The organism is Mycolicibacterium smegmatis, from assembly GCF_001457595.1.
Classification (GTDB): domain Bacteria; phylum Actinomycetota; class Actinomycetes; order Mycobacteriales; family Mycobacteriaceae; genus Mycobacterium; species Mycobacterium smegmatis.
Genome location: NZ_LN831039.1, coordinates 5,103,993 through 5,116,752, shown reverse-complemented (window position 1 = coordinate 5,116,752; position 12,760 = coordinate 5,103,993). Strand labels below are relative to the sequence as shown.

At 68.8% G+C, this 12,760-nt stretch carries 12 protein-coding genes; 7 read left to right on the top strand and 5 right to left on the bottom strand.

Features of this window, described 5'->3' with window-relative positions:
• Window positions 1-66 precede the first annotated feature (66 nt).
• Entirely contained in the window at window positions 67-1,296 is a 1,230-nt protein-coding gene (locus tag AT701_RS24485) for an alpha/beta hydrolase (RefSeq protein ID WP_011730246.1), read from the top strand.
• Here AT701_RS24485 and AT701_RS24480 read toward each other — a convergent pair.
• From AT701_RS24480 to AT701_RS24465, 4 genes are all read right to left on the bottom strand, one after another.
• Window positions 1,286-2,917: an oligopeptide ABC transporter substrate-binding protein OppA gene (locus AT701_RS24480; protein WP_174519688.1), complete on the bottom strand. Its 1,632-nt coding sequence runs from the start codon at window positions 2,915-2,917 to the stop codon at window positions 1,286-1,288. The genes AT701_RS24485 and AT701_RS24480 overlap by 11 nt on opposite strands.
• 114 nt (window positions 2,918-3,031) lie before the next feature.
• The gene (locus AT701_RS24475; RefSeq protein ID WP_058126771.1) at window positions 3,032-4,876 is read right to left on the bottom strand and encodes an oligopeptide ABC transporter ATP-binding protein OppD; all 1,845 of its coding nucleotides are present in this window, start codon (window positions 4,874-4,876) and stop codon (window positions 3,032-3,034) included.
• A complete protein-coding gene (locus AT701_RS24470) occupies window positions 4,873-5,805 on the bottom strand; it encodes an oligopeptide ABC transporter permease OppC (protein ID WP_011730243.1) in 933 nt (310 codons plus the stop codon). The genes AT701_RS24475 and AT701_RS24470 overlap by 4 nt, the downstream gene beginning before the upstream one ends.
• Window positions 5,802-6,779, bottom strand: coding sequence for an oligopeptide ABC transporter permease OppB (locus tag AT701_RS24465; RefSeq protein WP_058126770.1), 978 nt, complete (start codon window positions 6,777-6,779; stop codon window positions 5,802-5,804). Before AT701_RS24465 ends, AT701_RS24470 begins: the two co-directional genes overlap by 4 nt.
• Before the next feature lie 198 nt (window positions 6,780-6,977).
• Between AT701_RS24465 and AT701_RS35405 the strand changes: the two genes are divergently transcribed.
• The 3 genes from AT701_RS35405 to AT701_RS24450 all read left to right on the top strand — a co-directional run bounded on the left by AT701_RS35405 (window position 6,978) and on the right by AT701_RS24450 (window position 7,926).
• Window positions 6,978-7,211 (top strand): hypothetical protein, encoded by a 234-nt coding sequence (locus AT701_RS35405; protein WP_003896400.1) that lies wholly within the window; start codon window positions 6,978-6,980, stop codon window positions 7,209-7,211.
• Between the two features lie 90 nt (window positions 7,212-7,301).
• Window positions 7,302-7,565: a hypothetical protein gene (locus tag AT701_RS24455; protein WP_223495740.1), complete on the top strand. Its 264-nt coding sequence runs from the start codon at window positions 7,302-7,304 to the stop codon at window positions 7,563-7,565.
• Between the two features lie 127 nt (window positions 7,566-7,692).
• On the top strand, window positions 7,693-7,926 hold the full coding sequence (locus AT701_RS24450; protein WP_011730240.1) for a hypothetical protein: 234 nt from the start codon (window positions 7,693-7,695) through the stop codon (window positions 7,924-7,926).
• Here AT701_RS24450 and AT701_RS24445 read toward each other — a convergent pair.
• The gene (locus tag AT701_RS24445) at window positions 7,908-8,366 is read right to left on the bottom strand and encodes a hypothetical protein (protein WP_036462453.1); all 459 of its coding nucleotides are present in this window, start codon (window positions 8,364-8,366) and stop codon (window positions 7,908-7,910) included. The two genes, AT701_RS24450 and AT701_RS24445, sit on opposite strands and share 19 nt — an antisense overlap.
• Before the next feature lie 162 nt (window positions 8,367-8,528).
• On the opposite strand from AT701_RS24445, the gene AT701_RS24440 reads away from it, so the two are divergent.
• From AT701_RS24440 to AT701_RS24430, 3 genes are read left to right on the top strand one after another with little or no spacing between them, the layout of a single operon-like run.
• Window positions 8,529-9,233 carry a response regulator transcription factor gene (locus tag AT701_RS24440; protein ID WP_014878204.1) on the top strand — a complete coding sequence of 235 codons (705 nt, stop codon included), beginning with the start codon at window positions 8,529-8,531 and terminating at the stop codon, window positions 9,231-9,233.
• Window positions 9,211-10,794 carry a sensor histidine kinase gene (locus AT701_RS24435; RefSeq protein ID WP_011730237.1) on the top strand — a complete coding sequence of 528 codons (1,584 nt, stop codon included), beginning with the start codon at window positions 9,211-9,213 and terminating at the stop codon, window positions 10,792-10,794. The genes AT701_RS24440 and AT701_RS24435 overlap by 23 nt, the downstream gene beginning before the upstream one ends.
• 51 nt (window positions 10,795-10,845) lie before the next feature.
• Entirely contained in the window at window positions 10,846-12,708 is a 1,863-nt protein-coding gene (locus tag AT701_RS24430; protein WP_058126768.1) for a glycosyltransferase family 39 protein, read from the top strand.
• The last annotated feature ends 52 nt before the right edge of the window (window positions 12,709-12,760 follow it).

Below are 12,760 nucleotides of genomic sequence, written 5' to 3'. Positions count from 1 at the left end.
GGCCGCACCCCACGGGCACTGCTTTGGATCAGCCCGAACCAAAACGTGCGGGCAGAATGGTTCCCGATGGCAAACCACGGTCGCAAGCACGCCACGCTTGCCGCGTTACCCGGGGTGCGGGCGGTCCGCAGACCCGTGGCCCCCGGCGCCGACGAGCAGTTCGACGTGTTCTACGTGCGCGCGGGCCGCAAATCGCGCCATCCGGTGGTGCTCATCCCGGGCGGACCCGGTGTCGCGTCGATCCAGCAGTACCGCGGCCTGCGGCGGCGTCTCGCAACCTCTGGTCTCGACGTGATCATGGTCGAACACCGCGGGATCGGGATGTCGCGGCGCACCGATGCCGGCGCCGATCTGCCGGCCGAGGCCATCACGGTGGAGCAGGTGCTCGACGACATCGCCGCGGTCCTCGACGATGCGGGCGTCGGCACGGCCGTCGTCTACGGCACGTCGTACGGTTCCTATCTCGCGTCCGGGGTGGGCGTGCGTCACCCGGGTCGCGTCGCGGCCATGGTGCTCGACTCCCCGGTGCTCTCGGCCCACGACCTCGACGAGATGCGCACCGCCATCCGCAACCTGCTGTGGGAAGGTACCGGTCCGGACACCGCCGCGCTGGCGCCCAAGGTGCGCAAACTCGTCGAGACCGGGAGGCTCACGGGCGGTCAGCTCGCGGGCCTGCTGTACGGCTACGGCGGCGCGCGGTTGCTCGACCGCCAACTCGACCTGCTGCTCGACGGGCACACGCTGTTGTGGCGGACGCTGGGCCGGCTCGGTCGCGTGTCGACGCGGAAGGCGCCGTACCGCAACGAGATCGATCTGGTGGGACGTATCGCGTTCCGCGAGTTGAACTACGCGGGCGTACCCGACGGCCTGCCGCTCGATCCCGCCCTCGAGATGGCGGAGATGGCCCGCGCCACCAAATTCCACGAACCGTTCGAGGCCGAACCCTACGATCTGACGGCCGAGATGCCGAAGTTCACCTGGCCCACGGTCGTGGTGTCGGGCGGGCGAGATCTGATCACCCCGCCCGCGCTGGCCCAGCGGGTGGCGTCCCTGATTCCCGGCGCGACACCGGTGTGCATGGCGACCGCCGCGCACAGCATCGTCGACACCCGCGAGCGCGCCGCGATCGCGATCATGCAGGCGGTGTGCAACGGTGCGGCCGAACAGCTTCCGCACACCGCCGACGAGCTCGACGCGTTGCCGCCGCGCATGCCGATCCGGCTGCTGGTGGCCGCGATCTCGGCCGCGGTCGCAGCAGAGGGCATGGCCGACAGCGTGCTGCCCGCTACTTCATGAAACCGACCTTGGTGATGTCGATGTCACCGATGCCCGCGGGCCCGTAGTTGGCCAGGTTGCTGCGCACCGCGACGTTGCCCGGGCTCTGGAACAACGGCAGGCTGAACACCTCTTCCCAGATCAGCTTGTCGAGTTCGTTGGCCATCGTCCTGGCCTTCTCCGGATCCAGCTCGCCCATGGTGGCGATCGCCTTGGTGTCGACCTCCGGGCTGCTGATCCTGCCGAAGTTGCTGTCGGCGTCGGTCGTGTAGATCTGGTTGAGGCAGCACAGCGAGAACGCGTCGCCCACCCACGAGAACTGCGCGATGTCGAAGTTGCCCGGGATGATCCAGTCGGTGAAGAACCCGCTGCCGGGCTTGGCCTCGATACGCAGCTCGACGCCGATCTGCGCCAGGGAGTTCTGCGCGATCGTGGCGATCTGCCTGGTGCTCTGCGAGTCGTAGAGCACGTCGCGGATGGTCAGGCGCTTGCCGTCCTTCTCGCGGAACTGCGCACCGGGCTTGAGCGTCCAGCCCAGTGCGTCCAGTTCGGCCTTGGCCTTCTCCGGGTCGAACGCCACCACCTCGCTGTTGTCCTGGTAGCCCTCCTGACCGGCCACGAAGATGTGGTTGTTCAGCGGCTTGGGATCGTCGGCGAGCCCGCGCTGCGCCACGGTCGTGATGATGTTGCGGTCGATGCCCTTGGCGACCGCCTGCCGTAGCGCCTTGTCGGCCAGGATCGAACCGGGCGCGCCGTTGAACGTGAAGTGGTACCAGCTGGGCGATGGCGCCCGGCGGATCGAGATGCCGGGGGTTCTGCGCGCGATTTCCAGCTCGTCGAGCGATGCGACGCCCGTGGCGTCGAGTGCGTTGTTCTGCAGTGCGGGGATCCGGGCCGCGTCGTCGAGCACGGTGTAGGTGATGCTGTCGAGCACGGGCGGTTCGCCCCACCATTTCGGGTTGCGGGTCAACGTGATCCGCTGCGCGCCGCGGTCGACGTTGGAGACCATGAACGGACCGGCCGACGGTCCGGGACCGTTCAGCTGGCCCTTGTTGAACACCTCGGGATCGGACGTGCTGCTCTTGGGCAGCAGCATGGTGTTGCCCGCGAACATGCCCTGCCACTCCGAGAACGGCTCGGCGAACGTCACGACGGCCTGCCGGTCGTCGACGCCGCGGGTGACCGAGGCGACCCGGTCGGAGCCGTTGAGCGACGCGATCTGGAACGCCTTGTCCTTGCCGCTCGTGGCGTGGATCTGCGCCGCGATGTCCTCCCACGTGATGGGTGTGCCGTCGGTCCACACGGCCTCGGGGTTGATGGTGTAGGTCACCACCTGCGGATCGGTGCTGGTGAGTTCGACGCTGGTGAAGTAGTCGGTGTTGACCGTGGTCGAACCGTCGGGACCCACGCGGTAGGCGCGCGGCAGCGTCGCGCGCATCAGGCCGCCCAGGCTCGCCTCGTTGCCGTCGATGTGCAGCGTGTTGAAGTTCGACGGGAAGCCGGGGAGCGCCAGTCGCAGGTTGCCGCCCTGGCGCAGGTTGGCCACGTCCTGCGGGTTGATGTCGTTGGTGGCGCCGACCTCGGCGGTTCCGCCGGCCGACGGTATGTCGCGCTCGTCGCTCGTGCACGAGGTCATGGCCATCGTGACGGCGCCGACGCATGCGGCGGCGGCGAGGCGTCGCAGAATCGAGGTGGTCTTCCCGCTGATCGGCTTCACCCCGCCGATGCTAGAGGTAACTGCGCTTAGGTGACGGCATTACCCGCCGGGGTCGGGTTGCGGTACGGCGGCCAGCAAGCGCCGGGTGTACTCGTGCCGGGGATGGGCGAAGACGTCATCGCTGGGTCCCTGCTCGACGATCGAACCCTTGTACATGACCGCGACGTCGTGGGCCAGGTGTTTGACCACGGACAGGTCGTGGGAGACGAACAGATAGGACAACCCGAATCTGTCCTGCAGGTCGAGCAGCAGGTTGATGATGCCGGCCTGGATCGACACGTCGAGTGCGGACACCGGTTCGTCGAGCGCGATGATCTTGGGGCGCAGCGCCAGCGCGCGGGCGATGCCGATGCGCTGTTTCTGCCCGCCCGAGAACTCGGTGGGGTACCGCGCGGCGTCGGTGCGGCGCAGGCCCACGACCTCGAGCAGTTCGGCCACCCGCTCAGAGCGCGCGGACTTGTCGAAACCGTTGGCGATCAACGGTTCTGCCAACACGTCGAACACCGGCAGGCGCGGGTCCAGGCTGGCCACGGGGTCTTGGAACACCACCTGCAGATCGGTGCGCAGCGTGCGTCGTGCGGCGCGGTCGAGTGTCGCGACGTCGGTGCCGAGCACCTCGATCGAACCGGACTGCGGCGCCGCGAGATCCAGGATCTGGTGCAAGGTGGTGGACTTGCCCGAGCCGGATTCGCCGACGATGCCGAGCGTGCGGCCCTGGCGCAGTTCGAAACTGATGTCGTCGACGGCCTTGACCTCGCCGACCTGGCGGCGGAACACCGCACCCTTGGTCAGCTTGTAGGTCTTGGCCAGGCCCTGCACGCGCAGCACCACGGGTGCGTCGCCGGTGGGTTCGGGAGCCTGCGGTCGCGCCTCGACGTGGTAGATCTCGGACGCCGAGCGTTCGGCGACCTCGTCGGTGCGGATGCAGGCCGCACGGTGGTCGCGCGAATTCGTCGACACCGCGACCAGTTCCGGCTCGGCGGCCGTGCACTCGTCGATCGCGAGCGGGCAGCGCGGGGCGAACGGGCACCCGTGCGGTATCGCGGTCAGCGCCGGGGGAGCGCCGGGGATCGGGATCAGGCGGGTGCCCTGCGGTGCGCCCAGACGCGGCACCGAGCCGAGAAGTCCCACGGTGTAGGGCATTCGGGCGTTGCGGTACAGCTCACCCACGGCCGCCTGCTCGACCGTGCGGCCCGCGTACATCACCAGGGCGCGGTCGGCGAACTCGGCGACCACGCCGAGATCGTGCGTGATGATCAGCACGGCCGCGCCGGTCACGTCACGCGCGGTCTTGAGCACGTCGAGGATCTGGGCCTGCACCGTGACGTCGAGCGCGGTGGTCGGCTCGTCACAGATCAACAGGTCGGGGTCGTTGGCGATGGCGATCGCGATCACGACGCGTTGCCGTTCGCCGCCGGACAGTTCGTGCGGGAACGACCTGGCGCGCCGCTCGGGCTGCGCGATGCCGACGAGGTCGAGCAGTTCCACGGCGCGGGCACGCGCGGCGCGGCGGCCCATGTCGCGGTTGTGCACCTGCAGCGCCTCGGCGATCTGGTCGCCGACGGTGTAGACCGGCGTCAGCGCCGACATGGGGTCCTGGAACACCGTGCCGATGACGTTGCCCCGGATCCGCGACATGTCCTGATCTGATCGCCCGAGCAGTTCGTCGCCGCGCAGCAGCACCGATCCGGACACCTCGGCGAACTCGGGCAGCAGGCCCGCCACGGCCATGGCGGTGGCCGATTTGCCTGCGCCCGATTCTCCGACCAGCGCGACGACCTCGCGGGCGTCGATGTCGAAACTCACGCCGCGCACGGCGTGCACCGCGTCGGTGTCGGTGGGGAAGGCCACGGTCAGATCGCGCACTTCCAGCAGGCGGCTCATCGGCGGCCCTTCCTGCGGGACTTGCGGCGCAGGCCCCCGCTGCCGGGGTCGAGCGCGTCACGCAGTCCGTCACCGACCAGGTTGGAGCACAGGATGATCAGCACCAGCACCCCGGCCGGGAACAGGAACACCCACGGGAACGTGGTCGCCGAACCCGTGCCGTCGGCGATCAGCGTGCCCAGCGACACGTCGGGTGGCTGGATACCGAAACCGAGGAAGCTCAAACCGGTTTCGGCCAGGATCGCGGTGCCGACGTTGAGCGCGGTGTCGATGATCAGCAGTGACGCCACGTTGGGCAGGATGTGGCGCACGATGATCCGTCCGCTGCGCACGCCCATGTACCGTGCGGCGACGACGAATTCGCGCGAGCGCAGGCTCATCGTCATACCGCGCACGATGCGTGAGCTGATCATCCAGCTGAACAGAGACAGCAGGACTATCAACCAGAACACCCGGTCGGCATCGTTGAGACGCGGTGTCACGATCGCGATCAGGATGAAGCTCGGGACCACCAGCAGCACGTCGACGATCCACATGAGCGTGCGGTCGCGCCATCCGCCGAAGTACCCGGCGATCGATCCGACCGTGGCCGCGATGATCGTCGAGATGAACGCCACGCACACGCCGATCAGCATGGATTTCTGCATGCCGCGCAACACCTGCGCCAGGATGTCCTGCCCCAGAGCCGTGGTGCCGAACCAGTGTTCAGGTGAGGGCGGTTGCTGCAGCGCGTAGTAGTCGAGGTCGGTGTAGCTGTAGGGCAGCAGCGGTGGCAGCGCGTAGCAGCCCACGAACATCAGCACGAGCACCGCGAGCGACACCACCGCGGGCTTGTTGCGCACGAAGCGGCGGAACACCAGCGTGCGCCGCGTCGCGAACTCCTCGGTGTGCAGGCCCGAGCGCGCCGATTCGGCTGAGGTGTCGGTCATGTCACCCGCACCCTCGGATCGAGCATCGCGTAGATGACGTCGCTCAGCAGACCCGCCAGCAGCACCACGGTGCCGGTGAACACCGTGATCGCCGCGATGATGTTGGTGTCCTGCGTGGCGATGCCCTGCACCACCCATTCACCCATGCCGTGCCAGCCGAAGATCTTCTCCACGAACACCGCGCCCGTGACCAGTCCCGCGACGGTGTAGGCGAACAGCGTCGCCATGGGGATCAGTGCGGTGCGCAGGCCGTGTTTGAACAGCGCGCGCCTGCGGGTCAGCCCCTTGGCCCGAGCGGTGCGGATGTAGTCCTGGCTCAGCACGTCGAGCATCGCGTTGCGCTGGTAGCGGCTGAAACCCGCGATCCCGCCGAGCGCCAGCGTCAGCGTCGGCAACACCAGATGCTGTAGCCGGTCGACGAACTGCGCCCAGGAACCGCCCACCGCGTCCGGTGAGGTCTCGCCGGTGTACTCGAACAGCCGGAACCCCAGCACCGAGTTCACGTCGAGCGCGCCCAGGATCAGCAGGTTGGCGACCACGAACGTCGGCGTGCTCAGGATCAGCAGCGACACCACGGTCACCACACGGTCCGACAGCCGGTACTGGCGGATGGCTCCCCACGCGCCCACCACCACACCGATCACGGTGCCAAGGATCGAGCCGAGCAGCAGCAGGCGCAGGCTCACCCCGATCCGGCGCCACAACTCCTCGGAGACCGGCTGGCCCGTCACCGTCGTGCCGAAGTCGCCGCGCACCGCTCCTGAGGCCCAGTGCAGATAACGCAGCGGGATGGGCTTGTCGAGGCCCAGTTCGGCGGCCTTCGCGTCGATCGTGGACTGCGGTGGACGCGGGTTGCGCTGCAGCAGGCTGTCGAGCGGATCGAACGACAACGACGTGAGCGTGAACGTCAGGACCGAGGCCAGTGCCAGCAGGATCACGTAATTGAGCAGCCGGCGCGCGAGAAACCGCGTCATGTCGTCCGTCCTGCCATGGGTGCCAAGGGTAGAAGAGGTGGCGCCATGAGGCCGTGATGCGGGCCACGACGCACCGTGTGTGGCGTTCCCCGTGCCGTGTGGGCAATTGCCAGCGGGTGTACAGCCTGGTCATAGAAATGCCGGATTCACTGGTTTCACCTGGAGCTTCACCGAGGCTCGATCAGTGGAGGAACTGTCATGGGGACAAACAGGCTGAAGTTGCTCGCGGCAAGCGCCGGCGGCGCCGCATTGTTGGTTTTCGGGGTCGCAGGCGTGCTGGCCGAGGGCACCGCGTCGGCACACGGAGCGAAGATGAACATGGGTTCGACGAGCACCGAGACGACGCCGCCCACGGCGCCCGGAGTGCCGATGGCGGTGCCGGCGATCAAGGGCCCGGCTCCGTTGCCTTCGGAAGAAGAGGCCGCCAAGTAGCCCGCCGCTGTGCTCACGACGGTTTCGCCTCCGGTTCATCCGGCTACTCCTGCACGAGGAGTCAAAGCCGAGATATCGGAGGTGAACCACGTGAGTTCAGCCAAGAACCGCCGAGGTTTCAAGATCGCCGCAGCGAGTTTCGGTGCAGCAGGCGCGCTTGCCATGGCGGTCGTCGGTCTCGGCGCTGCCCAGGGGCTCGCCGAACCTGACCACACCGGAACGCTGCCGCCCGAACCCGCCATCACCACCGGTGAGACCATCACCGAGACCACGGCGCCGACATCGCCCGAGACGTCCGTTGCCACGCCGTCGGTGAGCGCGACCACGCCTTCAGGGTTTGCTGAACCGCACTGATCCAGACGTGCGCGCCGACCGGGAGGGTGGACAGCCCCGCTGAGCCCTGCTTATGGTGGCCGCCGATCGTTCGACGGGCCTCCCGCTGAACGGGAGGCCTGACCAAAAATCGCTACAGGTGGTCAGGATGAAGATCAAATACACATTGGCAGGGCTCGGTGCCGCGGCTGCGGTGAGCATGGGTGCGTTCGGCGTACTCGGGGGCTCTGGCCTGTCCGGTTCGGCTCAGTTCGATGAGGCCCTTGGGCCGACAATGGGTGAAACTTCAACGCAGACCGGGGCTCCCACCGAGTTGGAGACCTCGATTGCGACGCCGCCCATCGAGGTTGAGTTGCCCGACGGTTACGGCGCTGCCGGCTGAGCAGGCGGTTCGCCGATACTGGTGACCGTGAGCGTTTCGCCGTCGCGGGTCGCGCGCACCTCCACGGTGTCGTCGATCCCGAACGGCGGCGCGGCGCCAGGTCGCGCTGGGTCCGGCAGCGTGTAGGACTGCGTGAAACCGTCGCTGCTGCGGACGGTCACCGTGGTCGGTGACAGCGCCGTGATGGTGCCGGTCTGCGTGACCGTTGTGGTGAAGCCGCCTTTGCTGTCGACGAGGACGGTCTCGCTGCGCACGGTCGCGGGATCGGCATGCTCGCGGTGTTGTGGCCCCCACACGCCCGCGGCGCGGGGTGGCCCGCCCGGCCCGCCACGAAAAGGTCCCGAGCTGCCCGCGTCGGTCGCGGCGTAGATCGCCGCGCCGCCCAGGCCGCCGATGGCCACCGCGATACCCACCGCGGCGGCGGTACGTCGCATGCTCATGTCCACAAGGATGCAACCGCGGACTATGAGCGACCTGTGTACCGCACCTGCAGTTTCACAGCCGGGACATAGAAAGCGCACAGTTTTGCCCCATAGGGCGCGCGAATAATAGGTGCAATGGGAACGGCGAACGGCACCGAGATCGAGACCGGGCGGGCAGTGATGCGTCGGGCCGACGGCAACCCGATCCGGGTGCTGGTCGTCGACGACGAACCCGTGCTCGCCGAACTGGTGTCCATGGCGCTGCGGTACGAGGGCTGGGACATCACCACCGCGGGCGACGGTGCGAGTGCGATCGCGGCGGCGCGGGAGACGCCGCCGGACGTCGTGGTGCTCGACGTCATGCTGCCCGACATGAGCGGCCTGGACGTGTTGCGCAAGCTGCGCGAGCAGATCCCGGGGCTGCCGCTTCTGCTGCTCACCGCCAAGGATTCCGTGGAGGACCGCATCGCGGGTCTGACCGCGGGCGGCGACGACTACGTCACCAAGCCGTTCAGCCTCGAAGAGGTCGTGCTGCGGCTGCGGGCGCTGCTGCGCCGCACCGGCGTGACCAGTGAGGACGGCGGCGCCAAGATTGTCGTCGGAGATCTGGTGCTCGACGAGGACAGCCACGAGGTGACGCGCGGAGGCGATCCGATCGCGTTGACCGCCACCGAGTTCGAACTGCTGCGCTTCATGATGCGCAACGCCAAGCGCGTGCTGAGCAAGGCCCAGATCCTCGACCGGGTGTGGAGCTATGACTTCGGTGGCCGCTCCAACATCGTCGAACTGTACGTCTCGTATCTGCGTAAGAAGATCGACAGCGGGCGCGAACCCATGATCCACACGCTGCGCGGTGCGGGATATGTTCTTCGTCCCCCGCGCTGACGCACCGCGAGCGGCCGTCGGCGGAACCCGGTGGTGGTCGCCGCGCACCTGGCCGTTGCGTGCCAGGCTCGTCGGCACCCAGGTCGCGCTGCTCGCCGTGGTGTGCTTGAGCATCGGCCTGGCGACCGAGTTCGCGTTGCAACGCTTCCTGATGCACCAGCTCGACGAACAGCTGCTCGAGGCGGGCAGACGCTCGGCGGCCATCTACGAATTGCCGCCACCACCAAGAGGTTTCCTGCCGTTATTCCCGCCGGGGATGGGCCCGCCCGGTCGGCACCTGCGCGTGTTCGACCCTGAGCAGGGCCCTGGTCCGGGCTTTCTCAACGCCCCCGGGCAGGCGGCCCGCACCGTGGGTGCCGTGGTCTCACCGGACGGCTCGGTCGACGCAGGCGTGATCACCTCCGACGGCGACCGGCAGGAGGTCAGCGCCGCGGCGGCCCGGCAGTTGGCCGCGATCCCCGCGACGCGTGAACCGCAGACCATCGACCTCGACGGCCTCGGACGCTACCGCCTCATCGGCCTGCATCCGCGCCACGGCGGTCCGCAGACCATCGTCACCGGACTGCCCAACTCGGTGGTCGACGACACGCTGCTGTGGGTGCTCGGCATGTTCTGCGTGATCGCCGCGGTCGCGCTGATCGCCGCGATCACCGCGGGCACGCTGCTCATCAGACGTCAGTTCGCGCCGCTGGCAAGGGTTTCCGCGACCGCGCGGGAGGTCGCCGATCTCGAGCTCGAACGCGGCGAGGTGCGGTTGCCGACGCCGATCGTGCCGGTGGACCCCGCGGTCGCCCACACCGAGGTCGGCCAGCTCGGCACGTCGCTCAACCGCATGCTCGACCGCATCGCCAGCGCGCTGTCGGCCCGCCACGCCAGCGAGACGCGCGTGCGCCAGTTCGTCGCCGACGCGAGCCACGAACTGCGCACCCCGCTCGCCGCGATCCGCGGCTACACCGAACTCGCACAACGCAAACGCGGCGAACTGCCCGACGACGTCGCGCATGCGATGAGCCGAGTCGAATCCGAGACGTCCCGCATGACACAACTCGTCGAGGACATGCTGCTGCTCGCGCGCCTGGACGCGGGCCGTCCGCTGGAGCGCGACCGGGTCGAGCTGTCCCGGTTGGTCGTCGACACCGTCAGCGACGCACATGTCGCCGGTCCGCAGCACAAGTGGTCGCTCGACCTGCCCGAGGATGCCGTGGTGATCGACGGTGACGAGGCGCGTCTGCACCAGGTCATGGCGAACCTGCTGGCCAACGCGCGCACCCACACCCCGCCCGGCACGTCGGTCACCGTGGCGCTCAGCGCCGACGCCGAGGGCTGGGTCACCGTCGCGGTCACCGACGACGGACCCGGTATCGCGCCGGAACTGCTGCCTGACGTGTTCGAACGGTTCGCGCGCGGCGACTCGTCGCGCTCACGCCGCGAGGGCAGCACGGGCCTGGGTCTCGCGATCGTCGCGGCCGTGGTCAAGGCCCACGGCGGCGTCATCGACGTCACCAGTCGGCCCGGTGAGACGCGGTTCGTCGTACGGCTTCCCGGCGCAGCTCACAGCTGACCCACAGGGCGGGCCAATGAGACACCTAGCTGCCGCCGCGAGGATGACTTGGTGACACTGGTTGCCCGCGATCCCGCACGCGCCGAGGTCGAGGCACCTGATTCCCGCACGTCTGAATCCGTGCGGCCACGGTCCCGGGCCGAACGCGTCGCGCTGCCCCTGCTGCTGGCCGGGACGGCACTGCTGTACCTGTGGAACCTGTCGATCAGCGGATGGGCCAACCCGTTCTACTCCGCCGCGGCCCAGGCCGGCGCCAGTGACTGGATCGCGATGCTGTTCGGGTCGAGCGACCCGGCCAACGCGATCACGGTCGACAAGACCCCCGCCGCGCTGTGGGTGATCGACCTGTCGGTGCGGTTGTTCGGCCTGAGTTCGTGGAGCGTGCTGCTACCGCAGGCGCTCGAAGGCATCGCCGCCGTCGCGGTGCTCTACGCCGCGGTGCGCCGCGCCGCGGGTTGGCACGCGGCCGTGCTGGCTGGTGCCGTGCTGGCGCTCACACCCGTGGCCGCGCTGATCTTCCGGTTCAACAACCCCGATGCCCTGCTGGTCCTGTTGCTCGTGGTGGCCGCGTACTGCGTACAGCGCGGCATCGAGAAAGACGCCTCCCGTTGGTGGTTCGTCGCCGCGGGCGCCGCGGTGGGGTTCGGGTTCCTCGCCAAGATGTTGCAGGCGTTCCTGGTCCTGCCGGCGTTCTGCGCCGCGGCGCTTCTCGCGGGTGACCGCCCGCTGCGCGCGCGCATCGCCGACCTCGCCGCGGCCGGGACGGCCATGGTGGTCAGCGGCGGCTGGTATCTGGTGCTCGTCGAACTGTGGCCGGCCGCCTCTCGGCCCTACATCGGCGGATCTCAGAACAACAGCATCGTCGAACTGGCGCTGGGCTACAACGGTTTCGGCCGGCTCACCGGTGCCGAGGTCGGCGGGCTGGGCAACTCCAACTTCGACGTCGGTGCGGGCCGGTTGTTCGGCTGGCAGATGGGCGCCGACATCGCATGGCTGCTGCCCGCGGCGCTGGTGTGCCTGGTGGCCGGCCTGATCGTCACGCGCCGCGCGCCACGCACCGACCGCATACGCGCGGCGTTGATCATCTGGGGCGGTTGGCTTGTGGTGACCGCGGTGGTGTTCAGCTACATGAACGGCATCGTGCATCCGTACTACACGGTCGCGCTCGCGCCGGCGATCGGCGCCGTGATCGGCATCGGTGCGACGTCGATGTGGCGCCACCGCAACGACATTCGTGTCGCGACCGCGATGGCGGCCGCGGTGGCTGTGACCGTGATCCTGGCCGCGGTGCTGCTGGCGCGCCACAACGACCCGATGCCGTGGCTGCGTGCCACGGTCGCGGTGGTGGGCGTGGCCGTCGCGGTACTGCTGCTCGTGGTCGATCTCGTCCACACGCGTCTGGTGCGACCGCTCGCGGCGCTGACCGTACTGATCTGCCTCGCCGGACCGGGCGCGTACGCCGTGGCCACCGCTGCCGCGCCGCACACCGGGGCCATACCGTCGGTCGGCCCGTCCCGCGGATTCGGCGGTGGCCCGTTCTCGGCGCCGACGCCGGGGGAGGCACTGACCGCGACGCTGGCCGCCGACGCCGACAACTACACATGGGCCGCCGCGGTCGTGGGATCGAGCAACGCCGCGGGTTACCAGTTGGCCACCGGTGCACCGGTCATGGCCGTCGGCGGCTTCAACGGCACCGATCCGGCGCCCACCCTCGCCGAGTTCGAGGAGCTGGTGGCCGGACGGCAGATCCACTACTTCATCCGCAGCCGCATCATGGGGGCCCGGCCCGGGCACACGCCCACCGGCAGCCAGGAGGCAGCCGAGATCGCGCGGTGGGTGCAGGCCCACTTCACGCCCATCACGATCGACAACGTCACCATCTACGACCTGACGCAGCGTGCGCCGAACTCATAGCCGGCACATAGCTTCGCCCCACGCGCCGCACAACCCGCGGCAGAAATCTGGA

Coding starts and splice junctions, on each gene's coding strand:
- AT701_RS24450 (WP_011730240.1), top strand. CDS start 7,693: ATGAAGATCAAATACACATTGGCAGGGCTCGGTGCCGCGGCTGCGGTG.
- AT701_RS24435 (WP_011730237.1), top strand. CDS start 9,211: ATGTTCTTCGTCCCCCGCGCTGACGCACCGCGAGCGGCCGTCGGCGGA.
- AT701_RS24480 (WP_174519688.1), bottom strand. CDS start 2,917: ATGGCCATGACCTCGTGCACGAGCGACGAGCGCGACATACCGTCGGCC.
- AT701_RS35405 (WP_003896400.1), top strand. CDS start 6,978: ATGGGGACAAACAGGCTGAAGTTGCTCGCGGCAAGCGCCGGCGGCGCC.
- AT701_RS24470 (WP_011730243.1), bottom strand. CDS start 5,805: ATGACCGACACCTCAGCCGAATCGGCGCGCTCGGGCCTGCACACCGAG.
- AT701_RS24465 (WP_058126770.1), bottom strand. CDS start 6,779: ATGACGCGGTTTCTCGCGCGCCGGCTGCTCAATTACGTGATCCTGCTG.
- AT701_RS24475 (WP_058126771.1), bottom strand. CDS start 4,876: ATGAGCCGCCTGCTGGAAGTGCGCGATCTGACCGTGGCCTTCCCCACC.
- AT701_RS24485 (WP_011730246.1), top strand. CDS start 67: ATGGCAAACCACGGTCGCAAGCACGCCACGCTTGCCGCGTTACCCGGG.
- AT701_RS24440 (WP_014878204.1), top strand. CDS start 8,529: ATGCGTCGGGCCGACGGCAACCCGATCCGGGTGCTGGTCGTCGACGAC.
- AT701_RS24445 (WP_036462453.1), bottom strand. CDS start 8,366: ATGAGCATGCGACGTACCGCCGCCGCGGTGGGTATCGCGGTGGCCATC.